The organism is Shewanella sp. SM69, assembly GCF_025653985.1.
Taxonomy (GTDB): domain Bacteria; phylum Pseudomonadota; class Gammaproteobacteria; order Enterobacterales; family Shewanellaceae; genus Shewanella; species Shewanella oncorhynchi.
Genome location: NZ_JAKKRV010000027.1, coordinates 1 through 19865, shown reverse-complemented (window position 1 = coordinate 19865; position 19865 = coordinate 1). Strand labels below are relative to the sequence as shown.

Annotated in this window: 18 protein-coding genes and 1 pseudogene; 13 read left to right on the top strand and 6 right to left on the bottom strand. The window is 44.3% G+C overall.

Annotated elements, in window-relative coordinates; all coding sequences use genetic code 11:
* Nucleotides 1–55: 55 nt before the first annotated feature.
* Nucleotides 56–1231 (top strand): type III PLP-dependent enzyme, encoded by a 1176-nt coding sequence (locus L5M37_RS22660; protein ID WP_105251256.1) that lies wholly within the window; start codon nt 56–58, stop codon nt 1229–1231.
* A 65-nt stretch (nt 1232–1296) separates the two neighbouring features.
* On the opposite strand, the gene L5M37_RS22655 is transcribed toward L5M37_RS22660, so the two are convergent.
* On the bottom strand, nt 1297–1509 hold the full coding sequence (locus tag L5M37_RS22655; RefSeq protein WP_006083288.1) for a YdcH family protein: 213 nt from the start codon (nt 1507–1509) through the stop codon (nt 1297–1299).
* A gap of 413 nt (nt 1510–1922) precedes the next feature.
* On the opposite strand from L5M37_RS22655, the gene udp reads away from it, so the two are divergent.
* Nucleotides 1923–2681, top strand: coding sequence for a uridine phosphorylase (gene udp, locus L5M37_RS22650; RefSeq protein ID WP_105251257.1), 759 nt, complete (start codon nt 1923–1925; stop codon nt 2679–2681).
* A 102-nt stretch (nt 2682–2783) separates the two neighbouring features.
* On the opposite strand, the gene L5M37_RS22645 is transcribed toward udp, so the two are convergent.
* Nucleotides 2784–3536, bottom strand: coding sequence for an outer membrane protein OmpK (locus tag L5M37_RS22645; protein WP_263148021.1), 753 nt, complete (start codon nt 3534–3536; stop codon nt 2784–2786).
* 475 nt (nt 3537–4011) lie between these two features.
* Here L5M37_RS22645 and L5M37_RS22640 point away from each other — a divergent pair, with 475 nt between their 5' ends.
* The 3 genes from L5M37_RS22640 to L5M37_RS22630 are packed head-to-tail and all read left to right on the top strand — an operon-like array spanning nt 4012 to nt 6368.
* Nucleotides 4012–4482, top strand: a complete 471-nt coding sequence (locus L5M37_RS22640; RefSeq protein WP_212600510.1) for an NfeD family protein — start codon at nt 4012–4014, stop codon at nt 4480–4482.
* A gap of 12 nt (nt 4483–4494) precedes the next feature.
* Nucleotides 4495–5430, top strand: a complete 936-nt coding sequence (locus L5M37_RS22635; protein ID WP_263172935.1) for an SPFH domain-containing protein — start codon at nt 4495–4497, stop codon at nt 5428–5430.
* Nucleotides 5430–6368, top strand: a complete 939-nt coding sequence (locus L5M37_RS22630) for an SPFH domain-containing protein (RefSeq protein WP_168825701.1) — start codon at nt 5430–5432, stop codon at nt 6366–6368. The genes L5M37_RS22635 and L5M37_RS22630 overlap by 1 nt, the downstream gene beginning before the upstream one ends.
* A gap of 181 nt (nt 6369–6549) precedes the next feature.
* Here the strand turns inward: L5M37_RS22630 and L5M37_RS22625 are convergent, their stop codons facing one another.
* From L5M37_RS22625 to priA, 4 genes are all read right to left on the bottom strand, one after another.
* Nucleotides 6550–6774, bottom strand: coding sequence for a hypothetical protein (locus L5M37_RS22625; protein WP_006083282.1), 225 nt, complete (start codon nt 6772–6774; stop codon nt 6550–6552).
* A 315-nt stretch (nt 6775–7089) separates the two neighbouring features.
* A complete protein-coding gene (locus L5M37_RS22620) occupies nt 7090–7806 on the bottom strand; it encodes an SPOR domain-containing protein (RefSeq protein ID WP_113940095.1) in 717 nt (238 codons plus the stop codon).
* 3 nt (nt 7807–7809) lie between these two features.
* On the bottom strand, nt 7810–9555 hold the full coding sequence (gene argS / locus L5M37_RS22615; RefSeq protein ID WP_105251263.1) for an arginine--tRNA ligase: 1746 nt from the start codon (nt 9553–9555) through the stop codon (nt 7810–7812).
* A gap of 134 nt (nt 9556–9689) precedes the next feature.
* A complete protein-coding gene (gene priA / locus L5M37_RS22610; protein WP_263201864.1) occupies nt 9690–11885 on the bottom strand; it encodes a primosomal protein N' in 2196 nt (731 codons plus the stop codon).
* 102 nt (nt 11886–11987) lie between these two features.
* Here priA and L5M37_RS22605 point away from each other — a divergent pair, with 102 nt between their 5' ends.
* From L5M37_RS22605 to L5M37_RS22570, 8 genes and pseudogenes are all read left to right on the top strand, one after another.
* Nucleotides 11988–12992 (top strand): FimV/HubP family polar landmark protein, encoded by a 1005-nt coding sequence (locus tag L5M37_RS22605; protein WP_263201863.1) that lies wholly within the window; start codon nt 11988–11990, stop codon nt 12990–12992.
* Between the two features lie 181 nt (nt 12993–13173).
* Entirely contained in the window at nt 13174–13386 is a 213-nt protein-coding gene (rpmE, locus tag L5M37_RS22600; RefSeq protein ID WP_063883331.1) for a 50S ribosomal protein L31, read from the top strand.
* A 522-nt stretch (nt 13387–13908) separates the two neighbouring features.
* Complete coding sequence (locus L5M37_RS22595; RefSeq protein ID WP_263167665.1) at nt 13909–15153, top strand: malic enzyme-like NAD(P)-binding protein; 1245 nt, start codon at nt 13909–13911, stop codon at nt 15151–15153.
* Between the two features lie 185 nt (nt 15154–15338).
* Nucleotides 15339–17282: an RNase E specificity factor CsrD gene (csrD, locus tag L5M37_RS22590; RefSeq protein WP_263201862.1), complete on the top strand. Its 1944-nt coding sequence runs from the start codon at nt 15339–15341 to the stop codon at nt 17280–17282.
* A 245-nt stretch (nt 17283–17527) separates the two neighbouring features.
* Nucleotides 17528–18406: an MSHA biogenesis protein MshI gene (locus L5M37_RS22585; RefSeq protein WP_105251268.1), complete on the top strand. Its 879-nt coding sequence runs from the start codon at nt 17528–17530 to the stop codon at nt 18404–18406.
* Nucleotides 18403–19005, top strand: a complete 603-nt coding sequence (locus L5M37_RS22580; RefSeq protein ID WP_113940089.1) for a fimbrial assembly protein — start codon at nt 18403–18405, stop codon at nt 19003–19005. Before L5M37_RS22585 ends, L5M37_RS22580 begins: the two co-directional genes overlap by 4 nt.
* Nucleotides 19002–19688 carry an MSHA biogenesis protein MshJ gene (locus tag L5M37_RS22575; RefSeq protein ID WP_263201861.1) on the top strand — a complete coding sequence of 229 codons (687 nt, stop codon included), beginning with the start codon at nt 19002–19004 and terminating at the stop codon, nt 19686–19688. Before L5M37_RS22580 ends, L5M37_RS22575 begins: the two co-directional genes overlap by 4 nt.
* A gap of 38 nt (nt 19689–19726) precedes the next feature.
* A pseudogene (locus tag L5M37_RS22570) lies at nt 19727–19865 on the top strand (IS4 family transposase); the annotation flags it as partial.

The window sequence follows — 19865 nt, the reverse complement described above, 5'->3', positions numbered from 1 at the left end:
TTTTAATACATCACACTTACTGTTATCTATCTGACCCAAAGGAGACTCTGGCCCAATGAGCCAATTTCAATCTATTGATGTTGCTGACTATTATGATATGGACACATTCAAGCGTATTGAAGCGTTTGCCAAAGACAAAGCAACCCCGTTCGTTGTGATCGATACCAGTATCATAGCGAAACAATACGATGACATGGTTAATAGTTTTCCTTACGCCAACGTTTATTATGCAGTTAAGGCAAACCCTGCGGCCGAGATCTTATCTTTACTAAAAGATAAAGGGTCAAACTTTGATATTGCCTCGATTTATGAGCTAGATATGGTCATGAATGTCGGTGTGACAACCGATCGAGTCAGCTATGGTAATACCATTAAAAAGCGTCAAGATGTGCGTGCATTTTATGAGCGTGGCGTGCGTATGTATGCATCTGACTCAGAAGCCGATTTGCGAATGATTGCTGAAGAAGCGCCGGGTTCACGTATTTATGTGCGCATTCTGACCGAAGGTACAGATACCGCTGATTGGCCGTTATCCCGTAAATTCGGCTGCCAAAACGAAATGGCCTATGAGCTATTAGTATTAGCACAGGAATTAGGCTTAGAGCCTTTTGGTATTTCTTTCCATGTGGGTTCTCAGCAACGTGACATAGGTGCTTGGGATTCCGCTATTGGTAAAGTGAAAAGTATTTTTGACCGTTTGCGTGATGAGCACAATATCACCTTGAAGATGATCAATATGGGCGGCGGTTTCCCTGCTAACTATATTGATAAAACCAATCAATTGGGTGTGTATGCCGAGCAAATCACTCACTTCCTGAAGGAAGATTTTGGTGATGATTTACCACAAATTATTTTGGAACCAGGTCGTTCGTTGATCTCTAACGCGGGGATTTTAGTGTCTGAAGTGGTACTGATCAGCAAAAAATCTTACACAGCGTTAGAGCGTTGGGTGTTTACCGATGTGGGTAAATTCTCTGGCTTGATTGAAACGATGGACGAGGCGATTAAGTTCCCGATTTATACTGAGCGTCAAGGCGAGCTGGATAAATGCGTGATTGCCGGCCCAACCTGTGACAGTGCAGATATCATGTATGAGCACTATAGCTATGGCTTACCAAATGACTTAGCCATTGGCGACCGTATGTATTGGTTAACCGCAGGGGCTTATACGACGACGTATTCAGCAGTATGCTTTAACGGTTTCCCACCGCTGAAGGATTACTATCTGTAAGCGATTGTGATGACATTAATAAGGGCGCTTAGGCGCCCTTATTTGTCTTTAGAGTAATAGTAGGATTACTCGTGGGATTTGAGGATCTGATAAATTTCCTCTTTTAAGTGTAACTTTCTGCTTTTGAGTTCTTTCACTGTCGGATTGAAATCACTGGCGACACGTTTTTCCAGTTGTTTGATTTCCTCGTCTAACTGATTATGCTCATTAAACTTACGTTGAAAATGAGCATCTTGGGTTTTCAGGGTGGAAATTAATTCTCTGTACTCTGGAAACATCGGCATTCTCCTTGTCGTCATTTACTACACTTCAGGTTACGCCTTAACCCTAACCTTATACCAAGTCGTTAAACGTGACTTAGATCACTTTTAGCGGTCACTTAGATTAATACTAATGGATGATTTATTTTAATCTATTTTAAATCAGTATCTTAGGTGTTTGTTGCCACAGCCTCTGGCATGAGTTCAGGATCTGGTTCACACTTTGTTTGGTATAAATCAGACTGACATTCGAAATATGGGCAAATTTGCTATCTTGTGAGCAGATGCTGGTGTAGTTGGTAATTTCATTACGACTAAACAATTACTTCTTGCCGATAATTCTGTGATCAAGTTAACCTTCACCGCTTCGATACTAGGTTAAAGTCGATTTTATAAGAATTTAATTATCAAAAATGAAAGGGGTTTTCACAATGGCTGATGTATTTCATTTAGGTTTGACCAAAGCGATGCTCGATGGTGCAACCTTAGCAATCGTTCCTGGTGATCCAGAGCGTGTAAAACGTATTGCCGAACTAATGGACAATGCGACGTTTCTTGCTAGCCACCGCGAGTATACAAGCTATTTAGCGTATGCCGATGGCAAGCCAGTAGTAGTGTGTTCGACCGGTATCGGTGGTCCATCGACTTCTATCGCAGTAGAAGAACTTGCACAATTAGGTGTGAATACCTTCCTGCGTGTAGGGACTACAGGCGCAATCCAACCTCATGTTAATGTGGGTGATGTGATTGTGACTCAAGCTTCAGTGCGTTTAGATGGCGCAAGCTTACATTTTGCACCTATGGAATATCCAGCGGTTGCAAACTTTGAATGTACCACTGCTATGGTTGCAGCGTGTCGCGATGCTGGTGTTGAGCCACACATTGGCGTAACAGCTTCTTCTGATACTTTCTACCCAGGCCAAGAGCGCTATGACACTGTCACAGGCCGTGTAACGCGTCGTTTCGCGGGTTCAATGAAAGAATGGCAAGATATGGGCGTACTGAACTATGAGATGGAGTCTTCCACTTTGTTCACTATGTGTGCCACTCAAGGTTGGCGTGCAGCCTGCGTTGCAGGTGTGATTGTAAACCGCACCCAACAAGAAATTCCTAATGAAGCCACAATGAAGAAAACTGAAGTGAGTGCGGTTTCTATCGTGGTTGCAGCAGCGAAAAAATTGTTAGCTTAATTTTTAGTAAGCTAAGCAACACTCCCCTGCAAAGTGAGTGCTCAGAATAGAAAAGGTGCCAATGGCACCTTTTTTGTTGCTTTAAAACTATGCCGGTACCGATTAGAAATGGTATTGAGCAATCACAGAGTAAGTGTCTTGATCGACGCCTTTCACACCGTATTTATTGGTCCACAGATCGTATTCGATACCCACCAATAATTTATTGGCTTGATGATCCCCGAACAGACTCTTACCGAGATCGTATTTTAGCTGTGGGTTGAAATGGAAGTTTTCCTCGTAGCCGTTATCGTCGGTGGCAAATACCCAGTCGATAAAGCCATCGAGTACTATGTTGGCAGATCCAACAGGGATATCGATACGAAATACAGGAGTGAACTGCCAGCCGTCACTATTGTTACCAGTGCTCATACCATCGCGGCGATAGGTATTAAAGTTAAGATAAGTAAAGTATGGTACTGCTACGTCAACCCCTAAACCGTAAAGTAGGCTGTGGACTGGGCCTTCACCTTCTTCATAGGTTAACGCTAGAGACAAGTCTGTTACTGGGCCAAAGGCTATTTTTTCGCCAAGAATTTTACTGGCACTAAAACGTGGCGAAATTTCACCATAGGTAGTGCTTTCCATGCCCGTGTCGTTACCTTTGAAATAGATAAAATCTTGGAAGGCAAACCAATCACCGTATTTCCAGCCGCCAGCCGTTTCTAGGGTGATAGTGGCTTGTTTATCCGATGGCGCTAAATCGTAGTCTTCGCCATAGAGGGCTGTTGCACTGAAATCCCACCACTGTACTAAGTCACCCGCAAATGCTTGAGGAGAAAGCATTAGTGCTAGGCATAGGCATGTTTTTTTCATTGTTATTTCCTGTTGTATAGGTCGAAGTTAATTCGTGTCTTACTCAATCCGCTCTCTGACCTATGGCATGGTTTGATGGGTAAGTTCAAACCTAGCGCGAGTGTACGTCAAAGGACTTGCTCAAAAGTGGGGGCAATATATGCAAAAATTTACATTTATTCAAAGTTTTTATCGAATGTTGTTGTCAAAATCACATAATCATTAGTGAAGGATTTTATTTTTAGATAATTGATTTTTAATGTTTTTTATTGTTATTGCGCCGCTTGTGGATTGGGAGCTTGCTATCTTTTTGAATTGATTATGCTTAATTTTAAAACAACCTAACGGCTTTCGTGGGCGGATATGGGAGAATGAGGATTAAGTCATAGGTGATTGAGTGTGCGTTTTGACTGGGTAAATTTTGACATATTATGTCGATTATCCGAAACTCTGCTGTTATAGTGCAGTAAAGGACACTCTCATTTCAGGGGGAAATATGGAGTTTTCAAATCCGATTTTAGTGTGGGCAGTGATTGGTTTAGTGTTAATGCTCGCCGAAATAGTGGTTCCAGGTGGCATCATAGTGTTGCTGGGTGCGGCTTGTTTAGTCGTGGCAAGTGCGTTAGGCATAGGACTGGTCGAAGGTGTCGTGCAGAGCATGACCCTGTGGTTTATCTCTGCCATTGTATTGTTATTGGCTTTCAGGCAAGTCACTCAGAGGCTCGTTGGTGGTGATTCCCATGTGGATAACACGGATGAAGCAATCGAACTATACAATCAAATTGTTCGCGTAAAGCAGACCATAGGTCCTGGGCAAACACCTGGGCGGGTGGAGTTTCAAGGTAGTGAATGGCCAGCGCTTGGCGATGGCAGCATTATTGAGGCGGGTACCGAAGTCAGAATTATTTGTCGTGAAAATATCGCTCTAGTCGTTGAGCCTATTTCAATAGAAGCTTCCAAAAACTAAAGGATGGAATCTATGTTTGTATTTACCTTAGTCATTTTATTTATCTTTTTTATTCTTTATAAGTTGATGTTAATTGTGCCGATGCGTGAAGTGCATGTCATTGAGCGTCTTGGCAAATTCCGCGCAGTATTAGACCCCGGATTTCATATTTTGATCCCTTTTTTCGATCGCGTCTCCTACCGTCACGATACCCGTGAGCAAGTATTAGATGTGCCGCCACAGAGTTGTATCTCCAAAGATAACACTCAACTTGAAGTGGACGGCTTAGTCTACCTAAAAGTGATGGATGGCAAATTGGCGAGTTATGGTATTGAAAACTACCGTAAAGCAGCGGTGAATTTAGCCCAGACCACTATGCGATCTGAAATCGGTAAGCTGAGTTTGAGTGAGACTTTCTCTGAGCGTGATAGCTTAAATGAATCAATCGTGCGGGAAATAGATAAGGCTTCCGAGCCATGGGGAATCAAGGTATTGCGCTATGAAATTCGTAATATCACGCCTTCACGCCATGTGATCCACACTCTTGAGAAGCAGATGGAAGCTGAGCGTCGTAAACGTGCCGAAATTACCTTAGCGAATGCCGAAAAAGCCGCGATGATCAATATGTCTGAAGGTGAGCGCCAAGAGGCCATTAACCTGTCAGAAGGTCAAAAACAGAAACGGATTAATGAAGCTAAAGGTACAGGTCAGGAGATCGCTATCATAGCCAAAGCAAAATCCGAAGGTATGGCAATGATCTCGCAAGCATTAGCCGTCAATGGCGGTACAGATGCGATGAATATGCTATTAAAAGAACAGTTTATTGCTCAAGTTGGCAAGATCCTCAATGTTGCACAAGTCTCTGTTGTTCCCGCTGAAATGGCAAAACTTGAAGGTTTCTTCGAAGGCATGGAGCAAGTCACTCAGACTATGAGTGGCCAGAATAATCTTGGCAAAGGAGCGCGATAATGAATATTCCAGTAGATACAGATTTGATTGTGATGGCGATTTGGGGCCTGATATTTGCCATTTTTGTGATTAAACTATTTCAATCGATCCGCCTAGTACCCACTAAATCGGCTTTTATTGTTGAGCGTTTAGGTAAGTATCACAGTACGTTAGATGCAGGGTTCCATACCTTGATCCCCTTTGTGGATAAAGTGGCTTTTATTCATGATTTGAAAGAAGAAACCATTGACGTACCACCGCAGGAATGTTTCTCGAGCGACGAAGTAAACGTTGAAGTGGATGGGGTGATTTATATCTCTGTGACTGACCCAGTGAAGGCCAGCTATGGTATTACTGATTATCGTTATGCAGCAATTCAGTTGGCGCAAACGACGACGCGCTCTGTCATCGGGACACTTGATCTTGATCGTACGTTTGAAGAGCGTGATGTGATTTCAGCCAAGGTAGTGCAAGTCTTAGATCAAGCGGGTGCCCTGTGGGGAATACGCGTGCATCGTTATGAAATTAAAAATATTACACCACCTGAAACCGTTAAAAATGCCATGGAAATGCAAGTAAATGCCGAGCGTGAGCGCCGTGCATTATTGGCTAAGAGTGAAGGTGACAAACAGAGTAAAATTAACCGTTCTGAAGGGGTTAAAGCTGAAACGGTAAACCGTTCTGAAGGTGAGATGCAGCGCCGGATTAACGAAGCCGAAGGTAAGGCTGAGGAAATTTTAACCATTTCCCGTGCGACGGCAGAATCGATTGAACGTCTCGCCTCTGTTATTGCCGCACCGGGTGGTCACAATGCCCTGCGGATGCAACTCGGTGAGCAATACTTTAAACAGCTCGATGGCTTAAGCCAGAAGAATAGTCGAGTCGTATTGCCGGGTAATATGGTGGATTTCGATTACTGGATGAATAGCATAGGCTTAACGGAAGAAAAACCGAGCTAAGGCTGTGGTTAAAATCTGAAACTAGCTAGTTCATTAAGGTCAAATACTCAGGTGTTTGGCCTTATTTTTTGGCTGAAATTTGATTCTGTGTGATGGAGAGTGGGTGGGTTAGACAGCTTCTGTTGAATGAACCGCCAGAAGCTGCAGTTGGGCATAGATAAATTTTTCATTGAATGGAAGGTTAATAAGCTAGGCGTTCATGAATTTGGGAATGGGCGTGGGTTTCAATGAGCTTGGCAATTTGGTTTTGTTCTAATTGCTGAAGCGCAGAAATTTCGTCATAAATCTTGTCTTGAACATCCAGTGGCATGCGCACATGTTCCATAAACATCCTAATTCCCAGCATGTCGCCACTCTTGAACAATTGGCTGAATTCGGTGGCTTCTATCTCGATTAATGCATTCATAATACTTCACCCTGAGGTTGGATTTGACACAGATACAGCGGTCTTGCTGTTAATTAAGAGATACGCTTAAGTTTGATCTAGGTCAATTAAACTGCATATTAATCTTTCTTAATAAAGGATTTTGTTGTTTACAAATAATGGGTTATAAATTTAGTAGATCAGCAAATTTGAAATGAGTTGTTGTTTAAAACTGACTTTTTATGGGCGGGCAGAGTCAATGAGTGCGTCATGTTATACGGACAAAAAAATAGCGACGAGCGATAAAACGCTGGCCGCTATTTATTCTTAATAGTCTATCAGGAGTAGGCTAAAGCCTTATTTAGGAATCGCCAGAATCTGGCAACCATTAATTCCCGCTTTTTGCAGTGTATGACGTTTACGCTCTGCATCACGTTTACGCTCGAAGGGGCCTAAAGCAACCTTGTACCATACGCCGGTTGTACCTTCGACTTGTCTCACTTGCGCCTCTAAACCTTGGAAAGCGATGACGGCTTTCATCTCGTTCGCCTGTGATTCTTGGCGGAAAGAAGCACACTGCAACTGATATTGCATCGGTGTTCTGCTCGCAACAATATCGGGAATATCGACCTCAACATGCTTATTTTCAAGCTCGTTGAGATAGGTCCATTCTTCCTTTGGTTGTGGTGGCAGAGCATTAGGATCCTTCTTTGGCGGAATAATAAGCTCAGCAGTTTCAGTTGTCTCTACTGGGATAACGACCGCTTGGCGTTCAGGTTCTTTGACCTTAGGAGTAAGCACCGCTGTCTCTTGAGGCTTAACTTGCACTTCCGTTTTCTTGGCCGGAGCGGGTATCGGCTTCACTTCTTGCTTAGCATTATCTTTAATGCTTGACAGGAAATAGACGAAACAACCCACAGCGAGTATGACAAAGCCTATCAAGGTCAGCGGCAGCTTCTTACGCGGCGCCGATTTAGATTGTGAAGGCTTTGCTCGAGTTGGGCGAGTCGCGCGGATTGGGCGCGGTTTAGCGCCCGACTGCGGCCTTCTATTGGCATAATCGCGATTACTCATGGCTTACATCCGCTCTAAGGTTTCAATACCGAGTAGATTTAGGCCTTTTTGTAACGTACGAGCCGTCAGTTGCGCGAGTAATAAACGGCTGTTCTTTTGCGCGTCATTATCGGCGGCAAGCACTGGACAAGCTTCGTAGAAGCTAGAGAAAGCACCCGCTAATTCATATAAATAAGCACACAGTACGTGCGGCTGACCTTTATCGACAACACGATTGAGGATCTCACCGAACTGCGCCAACTTATTACCGAGATCTTTCTCTTTTTCATGCTCAAGCACGATTTTCGCTTGGCTGAGATCCAGATCGGTTACTCGCTTGAATATGCCCGCAACACGGGTGTAAGCGTACAGCAGGTAAGGTGCGGTATTGCCTTCGAAGCTGAGCATTTGTTCAAAGCTGAAAATGTAATCACTGGTACGGTTTTTCGACAAGTCAGCATATTTAACGGCGCTGATCCCAACGACACGGGCGATTTCAGTCAGCGTGGCTTCATCCATATCAGGATTTTTGCTACGAACGAGTTCTAGCGCGCGCACATTGGCTTCTTCTAACAGGTCAACTAACTTAACGACACCGCCGCTACGAGTTTTGAATGGACGGCCATCTTCGCCGTTCATAGTGCCAAAACCTAAGTGTTCTAATGACATATCTTCACGGACAAACTTAGCCAGTTTCGCTAGGCTAAAGACTTGTTGGAAATGCAGTGCCTGACGTAGGTCAACAAAATACAGGACACGATCGGCCTTTAACACGTTCGAGCGGTAGCGCATTGCCGCAAGATCTGAGGTGGCATACAAATAGCCGCCATCGGCCTTTTGGATGATAACAGGCAGTGGCTCACCTTCTTTGTTGCGGAAGGCTTCTTGGAATACGACTTTAGCGCCGTTACTTTCGGTTAATAAACCTTGGGCATCTAAATCTTTAACCACTTGCTCGAGATCGGCGTTATAAGCACTTTCACCGTGTACATCGGCGCGGGTCAGGCTCACACCTAAACGGGCGTAGACTTCATGGCAGTGGCTTAACGAAATGTCGTTAAATTCGCGCCACAGTTTGTTGCAATACTCGTCACCAGATTGCAGTTCGACCACTAACTGACGAGCGCGGGTTGCGAATTCTGCTGATTCGTCGAAACGCAGTTTAGCGGCACGATAAAAGTTTTCTAAATCAGACAGTTCAAGTTGAGCTTCTTCACCATTTTTGGCGCGCAGCTCTTCCATATAGGCCAGCAACATACCAAATTGTGTGCCCCAGTCGCCCACATGGTTTTGACGGATAACCTTGTGGCCTAAAAACTCCAATGCACGCACAACACTGTCACCAATGATGGTTGAACGCAGATGGCCTACATGCATTTCTTTGGCTAGGTTGGGTGAAGAGTAATCGACAACAACAGTTTGTGGTGTCGGTAACTTAATACCTAAATGCTCATCGTTGACGGCATTTTGCAGTTGGTCCGCTAAGGCGCTGTCGTTGATGAAAAAGTTGATAAAGCCTGGTCCTGCAATTTCAACCTTAGCCACAAAAGCCGAAGCCGGTAAGGTATCTATGATCAGTTGGGCTAATTCGCGTGGATTCTTGCCTGCGACCTTGGTTAGCATCATGGCTAAGTTGGTTGCCAAGTCGCCATGACTCTTATCCTTGGTTCGATCTACCTGAATGCGTGCTTCAAAGTCAGCAGGCACAATACCTTGTTGTTTAAAGGATTCTAGAGTTTGTTCAAGTAATGATTGGATATGTGATTTCATGGGTTCTAATCGGCACTAACTTTAAGAGTGAATACAGGGAATAACCGCATATTTTAGCCGTTTGTGGTTAACAATTGCTATCTTCCCGATGATTTTTTATCAAATGGCGCTTAAATACTTATCAAATACTCGACTCAGAGGAGATCCTGCGGATCTCTGTCTAAGCTCCATCGGCAGCGTTTAGCTTCGATAAGTTGTTCTACAAGCGGATGAATACGTTCAAACTCTTGTTGCAGGCGATTGCGGTTTTTAGCTTGGAATAAGAGTTGGCGGCGGAACTTGCCGGCTTTTTTATCTAAGGGCGCTGGCATAGGACCAATCACCTCAAATTCTTTATCTTGCGGCAAAAGCGCGGCAAAGGCGTTGAGAAAGTTATCGGCATCACTGGCTAAATGCGCTTCGGCGCGCACCAACACCATGTGCCATGCTGGCGGCAGCAGTGCTTGTTGACGTTCTTTGAGCTGGCTGCGAGCAAACTCGCCATAACCGCGGTGCAGTAAATCCCGCAAAATAGGATTGTCGCTCTGGTGAGTTTGCAATAATACCGTGCCGGGTTTACTGGCGCGCCCTGCACGACCGGCGACTTGGGTATAGAGTTGCCCAAAGCGCTCAGGTGCGCGGAAGTCGGCACTAAATAAGGCGCCATCGACATCGAGTAACCCAACAAGCGTGACATCAGGAAAGTGATGGCCCTTAGCCAGCATTTGTGTGCCGACGAGGATTTTATATTCTCCCTTATGAATCGCATTTAAGTGGGTTTCTAATGAGCCTTTTAGGCGGGTCGTATCACGGTCGATGCGCACTACTGGATGTTTAGGAAACTCTTGTTGCAGCGCTTCGGCGAGCTGTTCTGTGCCTATGCCTTGGCCCATCAACATAGTGCTGCCACATTTGTGACACTGCTTGGGGATGGCGTATTGATTGCCACAATGGTGACAGCAAATTTCGCCAAGGGATTGATGTACAGTGAAAAACGCGTCGCAGCGGTCGCATTCGTGTAAGTGCCCACACTCGTGGCAAAGCAGGGCTGGTGCGAAGCCGCGGCGATTGAGAAACAACAAGACTTGGTTGCCTGCATCTAAATGCAGGCGGATTTCGTTCAGTAACGGCACTGACATACCGGCTTTCAGCGGCATATTTTTAATGTCGATAATGCCTTGGCGCACTTTTTTAGCCGCACCTGCGCGTTCACCCAATAGTAAATGATGGTAACGGCCGCTTAAGGCATTTTGTAGACTTTCGAGTGAGGGCGTCGCTGTGCCCAAAATCACCGGAATCGCTTCTAAATGGCCACGCATGACTGCCAAGTCGCGGGCATGATAACCAACACCTTCCTGTTGCTTGAAGCTACTGTCGTGTTCTTCATCGAGTATGATGATGCCGGGATACGCCATAGGTGTGAACAAGGCTGAGCGGGTGCCGATAATGATTGCAGCCTGACCACAGCGGGCTTGGCGCCATGCTTCGAGTCTCTGATTGTCGGTTAACCCTGAATGCAAAATGGCAACATTGACTTTGAAACGGCGCTTAAAGCGGTTGATTGTCTGGGGTGTTAAGCCGATTTCAGGCACTAAAATTAACGCTTGTTTGCCTTGCTTGAGGATTTCTTCGAGTACAGCAAGATAGACTTCCGTTTTACCCGAACCGGTAATGCCTTCTAATAAAGTACAGTGATATCCTTGTTGCAGATTTAAAGTGGCAACGGCGACGGCTTGTTCTTTATTGAGTTTATGTGGCGTTTCGTCCATTTCGAGTGTGGTGCGCCAGTCGAGGTTAAGCTCGGCAATTTTTTCATGGCGTGCCACCCAGCCTTTATCTTCTAGGGCTTTAAGCGCCGCTTTACTGATGTCTAAGCTGATAACCTCTTCTTGGGTTAAGCTGGCGGTTTTGAGTAACTCGAGTAGTTTTTTCTGTGCGGGTGCGCGTTTAACCGCCTCGGGCGCAATATTTTGGCCTATTTCAGTTAATTGCCAGAATTGGATTTTTTGTGGCGCGGCATCGAGCCCTTTACGCAGGGCCACAGGTAATGCTTGGGTTAGCATCTGCCCTTGGCTGCAAAAATAGTATCTCGCAGCCCAAAGAGTTAATTTATAAAGTGATTCCGGCAGTAAAGGTTTATCGTCGATAAACTCGAGCACAGACTTAATTTGCTTTGGGGCTAAGCTGCAAGACTCAGTGATACCTGTGACTAACCCGATCAATTGTTGACGACCGAAGGGAACTTTAACGCGCACACCTATTTGCGGTGTACTAGGATAGGATTCGGGTACGCGGTAGCTAAAGGTTTGCCGCATAGGCACAGGTAACGCAACTTCGACAAACAATGACATATGCAGGCAAGTCTTAGACAAGAATGTGGTTTAGTGTACTCAGCGCGGCTGGCTAGGGCTAGCCCTAATGATGGTTTACCAAGGATAGTTGAGAGTAAATAAATGGCTAATATAGTGAAATCATTAGGTCTACTTGCTTTGGTGTGCAGCGCACCTAGCATGGCACAAGTCTCCCATGTGAGCATTAATAGCCGGATGTTTGAATTAGGCGCTTACCCTAAACTCAGGGTGAATGTGATCGCAGACAATCAAGATATGTCGCGCTTAGAGTTTGTTGTGCAGCAAGCTAGCGGCGAAGAAAGGTTAATGGTTGAGGAGATTAATCGCTTTTTAGTTTTACTCACTGGCGTTGAAGATGTGAAGGATAGCAGCGCTAAACTCTTAGTGAGAGAGTATCGCCTTGACCGATGGTATGACGTCAAAAGTATCAATTTATTCGGTGGGGCTAAACCTGCCTCTGCCGCGTTAACGACAAAAGCGGTTTCGGACACTAAAAAGACCACCATAGCGGGCGCCCCAAAAAGTGCGGATAAAGTGGGCATTAAGCCTGTAAAAGTGGTGGCAGAATCAAAGCCACTTGCAGAGGTAACGCCCGCAGCGACTGCTGCAAATACCCAATCCAAAGTACCAACGGTAGAAGTGGTGACTGGCTTTAGATTTCCTGAAGCCGCGAACAAACAAAATACGTCGGCTACTGAGATAAACGCCTTCGCTAAAACCTCTGAGACGATTGCTGTTGAAAAAGGGGCTGTTGAAAACGCTGCAACTGAAACTGTGGTTCCAGAAATAGTGAAAACGGCAAATAATGAGCAAAAACAGAATATTGCTGAAACGGCCTCACAGACGCCCGAACATTGCCAGTTAACGTATCTTGCTGGCGAGACGTTGTGGCGTATCGCCAATCGATATGCCAAGGATTGGGGTGTGAGTGTATATGGCGCTATGTTGGCGATTTACGAGGCAAATCCTGTGGCTTTCTCGAAGAATAGAATTAATGCACTCAAGAGCAATGCGGTGCTATCTTGTCCTTCGAAAATGATTTTGGATCAGCATTCTGATGCTAAAGAGGCGCGGGCGGTATTTGAGGCTAAAGAAGCGGGAAAATAAGCCGCTTAACTAAAGTCAAAATAGACACAGATTAACCGGCAAACGCTCAGATAATCTACTTGTATCCCTTGTAGGTATGCTGTACCATTCTGCGCCCTAAACATATTGTTATTAACATGCATGTGGTGTCCGACTACGGGTTGGAAGAGCGACATGGCCTTACACTTTTGAGGTAACCCCAATGAAACCAGGTATCCACCCAACATACGCTATCATCACTGCAAACTGTACTTGTGGTAACGTTATCAAAGTAAACTCTACTGCTGGTAAAGATCTGCATTTAGACGTATGTGGTGCTTGTCACCCATTCTACACTGGTACACAAAAAGTTGTTGATACCGGCGGTCGTATCGACAAATTCAACAAGCGCTTCGCAGTGCTTGCAAAGAAATAATTGCGATTGCAATGTTTCTAGAAAAGGCGCCTATGGCGCCTTTTTGCTTTGTGTTATTCGTCGATTTTCTTTATTCCGCTTATTCTACATATCTAGCTGGTACGACTTCACTCAATAAATCGTCAACTTATTCAGTATTGAGAGTTCAAGTGTATAATTCGACTTATTTATAGCAATTAACTATAAGATAAATATGCTAGTCGCCATATATTGTAATTTAACCAACATTTTTGAGATTAAGTCGCTACAACTAGCGCAGTAACTACAAAATATATGTTTGTTTCCTACAAAACATATTAAGAAATGCAGCTTTATTATAGGAGATAAGTTTATAAAACTAAGCTTAGAGGGTCTATTTGGCGGCTAAAGTGAAATTTATGAATCTCTTATTTATAAATTCCCCTTATTGGCGTATCTTACCCCGACCAGCCAGACTATTAACATCACCCTTTGGTGAGACTAGATGTGTGTTGGTAGGTCTTACTCTCATAAATTATAAATGTCGCATTTCAGGATTTTAAAATGTCAGATATTCGTCAACAAGCACTCGATTATCATGAATTTCCCATACCAGGCAAAACCGCAGTTTGCCTTACCAAACCCGCCGAAACGAGTCACGATCTCGCCCTAGCTTATAGCCCTGGTGTGGCTGAGCCAGTACGCGAAATCGCTGCAGATCCTGACAATGCGTATCGTTATACCAATAAAGGTAATACGGTTGCCGTGATTACCAATGGTACGGCTATCTTAGGTTTAGGGAATTTGGGCCCTTTGGCTTCTAAACCTGTAATGGAAGGTAAAGCATTATTGTTCAAGCATTTTGCGAATATCGATTCGACAGATATTGAGATTACGCATAATACGCCTGAGGAATTTATCAATACTGTTGCTGCGATTGCTGACACCTTTGGTGGTATCAATCTTGAAGATATTAAAGCGCCCGAATGCTTTGTTATCGAACGTGAATTGATTGCTCGTTGTAAAGTGCCAGTATTCCATGACGATCAACACGGCACCGCAATCGTGACTGCGGCGGGTATGATCAATGCGCTGGAAATTCAAGGCAAGTTGATAAGCGACGCGACTTTTGTGTGTATGGGTGCGGGTGCTGCTGCCATCGCTTGTATGACTATGCTGGTAAAATGCGGTGCGAATCGCGCCAACATTTACATGCTAGACACTAAAGGTGTTATTCATTCTGGCCGTACAGATCTTAATGAATATAAAGCACTATTTGCGAATGATACCGAAAAACGCACGCTTCTTGATGTTATTAAAGGCGCAGACGTATTTTTAGGTCTATCAGGTCCTGACGTCATTGGTGCAGAAGAAGTCGCGCTGATGGCCGATAAGCCAGTGATTTTTGCGTGTTCTAACCCAGATCCTGAAATCAAACCAGCACTTGCTCATGCAACGCGTAGTGATTTGATCATGGGTACGGGTCGTAGCGACTATCCAAACCAAGTCAATAATGTATTGTGTTTCCCATTTATTTTCCGTGGTGCATTGGATGTGCGTGCGTCTTGCATTAATGATGAGATGAAAATTGCGGCAGTTCATGCAATTGCATCACTGGCAAAAGAGTTAGTGCCTGCGAGTGTATTGAAGGCTTACCCTAATGTGACGTCGCTGAGTTTTGGCCCTGAATATGTGCTGCCAAAACCTATGGACCCACGTTTATTGCCTAATGTTGCCCGTGCGGTTGCACAAGCGGCTATCGACTCTGGTGTGGCTGCGATCACCACTTTACCTAAATACGCCGACTAGGCTAAAAGTGGTAAAAACATTAAAAAGAGGCTAATTAGCCTCTTTTTTGTTTTTAAGTGGACATTAAAGTCACAGCGTCTTAGTTGCCTTTTAGGTTATGCTACTGAATAATCAACGGACAACTTTGTTGTGCTCCTGTTAAAATCGCACAAATAATTATAATAATCCTGCAGGATAGCGGATAGATGAAATTCACCCGAATGTTAACTACAAAATTAACCAGCTTTTGGTTAATGTCATTAGCCGCTATCGCCTTCGTATTTTTGCTGAGCGCTATGATGAGTTTCGTGCAGCTGACCTATAAATTTCAGCAGCAAAAAGTCACTGAACTCGAAACTATGTTAGTCGATCAGTTCCAACACCAACCGGATTGGGAGCTAGAGGCTTGGCTACCGCCTATGTTGCTTGCTTATAATGCCGTTAACTTTCGGTTGACCTTGAAAGATGAAGTATTATTTGCCTATGAAGGCAATCTGACTACGCAAAATGCGATGGTGTATGACCATGTGCTAGAGCCGACATCTGGCTTGCGTATGCAGTTAACCTTGACTCAGCCCTTTGAATATTACACTTTCAGTTGGTATGAAATTCTGATTTTGTTGGTCGGTATCTTAGCCGTGGCTGCCTTAGTGCGTTTTGGTTATTTATGGTTTTCACAGCAGCTCGATGGCATTGAAGAATTAGCCTTACGCAGTCGATTGATTCTGCAAGGTAAGCATGAGCAAGCACTCGCGACTCCCGGAAATGGTAAACCAAGGCTGATTAACCGTGCTTTGACTAAGTTGTTAGAAGAGTTACAGGACGCACAAAAGGAGCGGGGGCGTTTCGACAAGTTCATCCGTTCTAATACCTTTCTTGATGCGGAAACGCGCATTGGTAACCGACTCTTTTTGAATAATCGTCTCGACGCCCTTAGTCATAATCAGGCTATGCTTGCCCACGGGGTGATCTATTTATTAGAAATGGATGATCTGGATTTATTGCAGCAATCCCAAGGTGAAGCAGTGACGAAAGAGCTATTAAACTCGACTGTTAATGCGATAAGTCAATTACTGCAAACTCAAGCTAATAGTATTTTTGCCCGTCGCTCCCATAATCAATTTGCCATAGTCGTGCCGCAAATCTCCTTAATTGAAGCGGATCAATTTGCCAGCAAATTACTCAAGATATGTCTAAGCCAGCCTTTGCCTGATGTTGAGAATGGCGATAACTTTTTCCACCTCGGATGCGCTTATTTTACCGCAGGCGATAATGCGGCTCAGTTAATTGAAGAAGCCGATATGGCTTTGAGGGCGGCACAATTACAGGGTAATAGTAATTGGTTTATGTACGACAAAGGCGCGATTGATGAAGAATTTGCCAAAGGCTCGGTACGGTGGCGTAGCTTTTTAGAAAACGCGTTAGTGCAGCGGCGCTTTTTTCCCTTTAGTCAGCCGATAATTGATTCAGATGGTAATGAACACCATAAAGAGATATTTACGCGTGCTCGGGATAATCAGGGGGCGTTAATCCGTGCCACACTGTTTATTCCAATGGCGAATAAATGTGGCTTAATGCCACAGGTCGAACGGCAAATTATTGAGCGGGTATTGTTATTATTGTCGAGTGAATTGTCGGACGGCGTATCGAATGCTCAAACAGTTAAGAAATCAGCGCCGCAGATATACAGTATTAATCTGAGTTTAGATTCGCTAATGAGCCGAACCTTCACTCAATGGCTAAAAACGACGCTATTAGAATATCGCCATCTAACCACGCGACTGATTTTCGAAGTGTCTGAAGATATCGTTATTCAACATCAAGAAAAGTTGCAGCCTAAATTAGATATGATCCGTAAAATGGGCGCGAGATTATGTGTCGATCATGTGGGTCAGCAGGTTGTCGGTACTTATTATATTCGCGAATGCCATTTTGATTTAATTAAGTTACATAGATCCATCGTGCGTCATATTCATTTACGACCAGAAAACCAATTATTTATTCGCAGTTTGATTGGCGGTTTATATCGAACGGAAGTACAAGTCTGCGCCGAAGGGGTAGAAGTCTTTGAAGAGTGGCAGACACTGCAAATCCTCGGTGTTGGCGCAGCGCAGGGAATGTATTTCAGTGAACCCATAGAGGCTAAGTAAGGGAAGTTCAGTGTTTGGGTGATTAATGTCGTCCTATAGACAAATATATCCTATTATTCACGTATTTATCTATAAAATACGAGCATTTGCGGCTAAACTAGCCAGTGCCAAAAATATGACGTTTGCGGTTTTTATTCTGTATCGAGCAGGTCATAGGTCAAGGAGCACTGGAGAGTGGAGTGACAGGAAGTTTGTGCGAAAGAGACTACTCAAGCTTTTAAATTCAGTTGGTTATAGGCATCTTTATGGAAAAAAGTCTTATAGGTCGATTAGCCTTTTGGCAGAAGAGAACAGAACCGACTAGCCTTGGTGTCTATGTCTGCGCCGATAAATTATGGGTTTACGCACCTGCCCAAAAAGAAAATGCTGAGCAGTGGTTACCCTTTGAGCTGAAAGATGAGCACTGGTCATTGGCGTTTGCTGCTGTGGCTAAATCCTTTCCCAATGCACAGTTACAGCTGATTTTGGCTTCAGGCCTTTATCAATTACTGCTGACCGATAAACCGAATGTCGATACTGTCGAATTATCCCAAGCCTTGCTATGGTCAATTAAAGACATGGTCACGCTACCTGTACCGCAAATCCATTTGGATTACTTTGAGTCACCCATTCCGAGTAATAAAATCAACGTTGTGGTGGTGGATAAAGCTAAGTTAGTGAGCATGGTGCAGGCCATTCATGAACAAGATTTACAACTTTTCGGTATTAGTATCGAAGAGTTAGCCGTAACTAACCTATTTAATGATGACAACCAAGCGCGTCTGGTGGTGAGCCATAATCCCGGTCAAGAATTGCTACTGACTGTGGTTAAGCAAGGTCAGCTGTATATGCAGCGTCGCGTGCGCGGATTTACTCAATTGGATAAGACTCAAGCGGATGAGTTAAGTTATGGCATGGCAGACAATTTAAGCTTAGAAATTCAGCGTTCTATGGATTATTTTGAAAGTCAATTGAGACAGGCTCCGGTATCTTCTATCGAACTCCTCGCCGATGGTGCCGTGGATACTTTAGCTAAGTTAGTCTCGGCAAACTTCAATCAAGCTGTGAATGTCATTGATAAAAGCTGTGTTGGCGCGCGAATGGCGGGATTAGCCTTTGCTGAATTTTATCGAGGTACTGAGTGATTAAATACCGAGTCAATCTTTACACTCCTTCATTATTGCCCCCGAAGCAAAGATTAACCTTTGCGCGTTTAAGTGCTTACGCCTTGGTTTTTGCGATCTTATTTGCGGTTTTAGGTGGTTATAGCTACTGGCAAGTCAGTGAGTTACAACAGGCCCAGCAGTTGGCTGCCCAACAAAAGCAGCAATTCGATACCCAAAAACAGGCATTAGAAGCACAAATTGCTGCGCGTAAACCCGATGCCGATCTTGTTGCGCGAGTCGATTTAGCGGAACAACAGTTAGAGCTGAAGCAATTACTCATGGGAGAATTGAGTCTTAGGACTTCCTTAACCAGCCGTGGTTTTGCGCCAGTTCTTAAAGATTTAGCCGTCGTGTCGGATGCGAGTGTTTGGCTTAGTCATATCGTCATTAATGAGCAAGATTTTATGTTCGAAGGTTTTGCCGACCATCCTCAAAGCATTCCGCAGTGGATTGGCAAACTTAAAACTACGCAGACTTTAAAGGGGCAAGCTTTCTCGTCGATGAGCATGGATCGCGGTGAAGATAAACCTTTGGCCTTTACCTTGAAAAGCGATAACAAGGAGGAAGCCGCGCAATGAAGCAAAAGTTAGCCCAATTAGGACAACAGTTTGATGCGCTAAGTCGCCGTGAGCGAGTGTTGATCTTAGTCGCCATTCTGGCCGTGGTCGGCATGCTGAGTTATTTACCCTTAGAGTCCCTGTGGAAAACCCATGTGGCTGTTTCACAACAGCTAAAAGCCTTAGAGCAGGAAAACGTGATTTCGGCTCAGCAGATTGACTTGTATCAGCAACGTTTAGCGTTAGATCCCAATCAAGATTACCAACAGCGTTTAGTGCTGTTGCAGCAACAGAATCAAGCCCTAGATGCCCAGCTCGATGAGCAGATGGTGGATATGGTGCCGGCAGACTATATGCCGCAGTTGCTGGGTAATTTACTAGGACAAGTGCAAGGGATTAAATTAATTAAGTTTATGTCGATAGCGCCCATCCCTTTATTACCTGTGGGTGAAGAGAAAAAACTCAATCTATATAGCCATGGTATTCGCTTGAGTCTAGAGGGCGATTATTTTTCTGTGTTGCGCTTTGTGGAAGCCGTTGAGGCCATGCCAGATAAACTTTATTGGAAGCGTCTCGACTATAAAGTTGCGGAATATCCAAAAGCGACCGTTGAGATTGAACTTTATACCTTGAGTACTGAAGAATCCCCTGATGATTTACAAATAAATCATCAAATTAGGGTGGAAGCGCATCTTGTTGCATGATCAAATGGTTTCGCCAAAAACTACACTTGGACAACAAGATGCGCGAAGCCAATATCCTACAACATTCTTTACACCAATACTGCCCAGAACTTCACCTAAAACGATTAAACAGCTTGATGCTGGCCTCTAAGGCACTGATTGAATGTAAGACACTGACCTTGACTGAGTTAGGTCGAA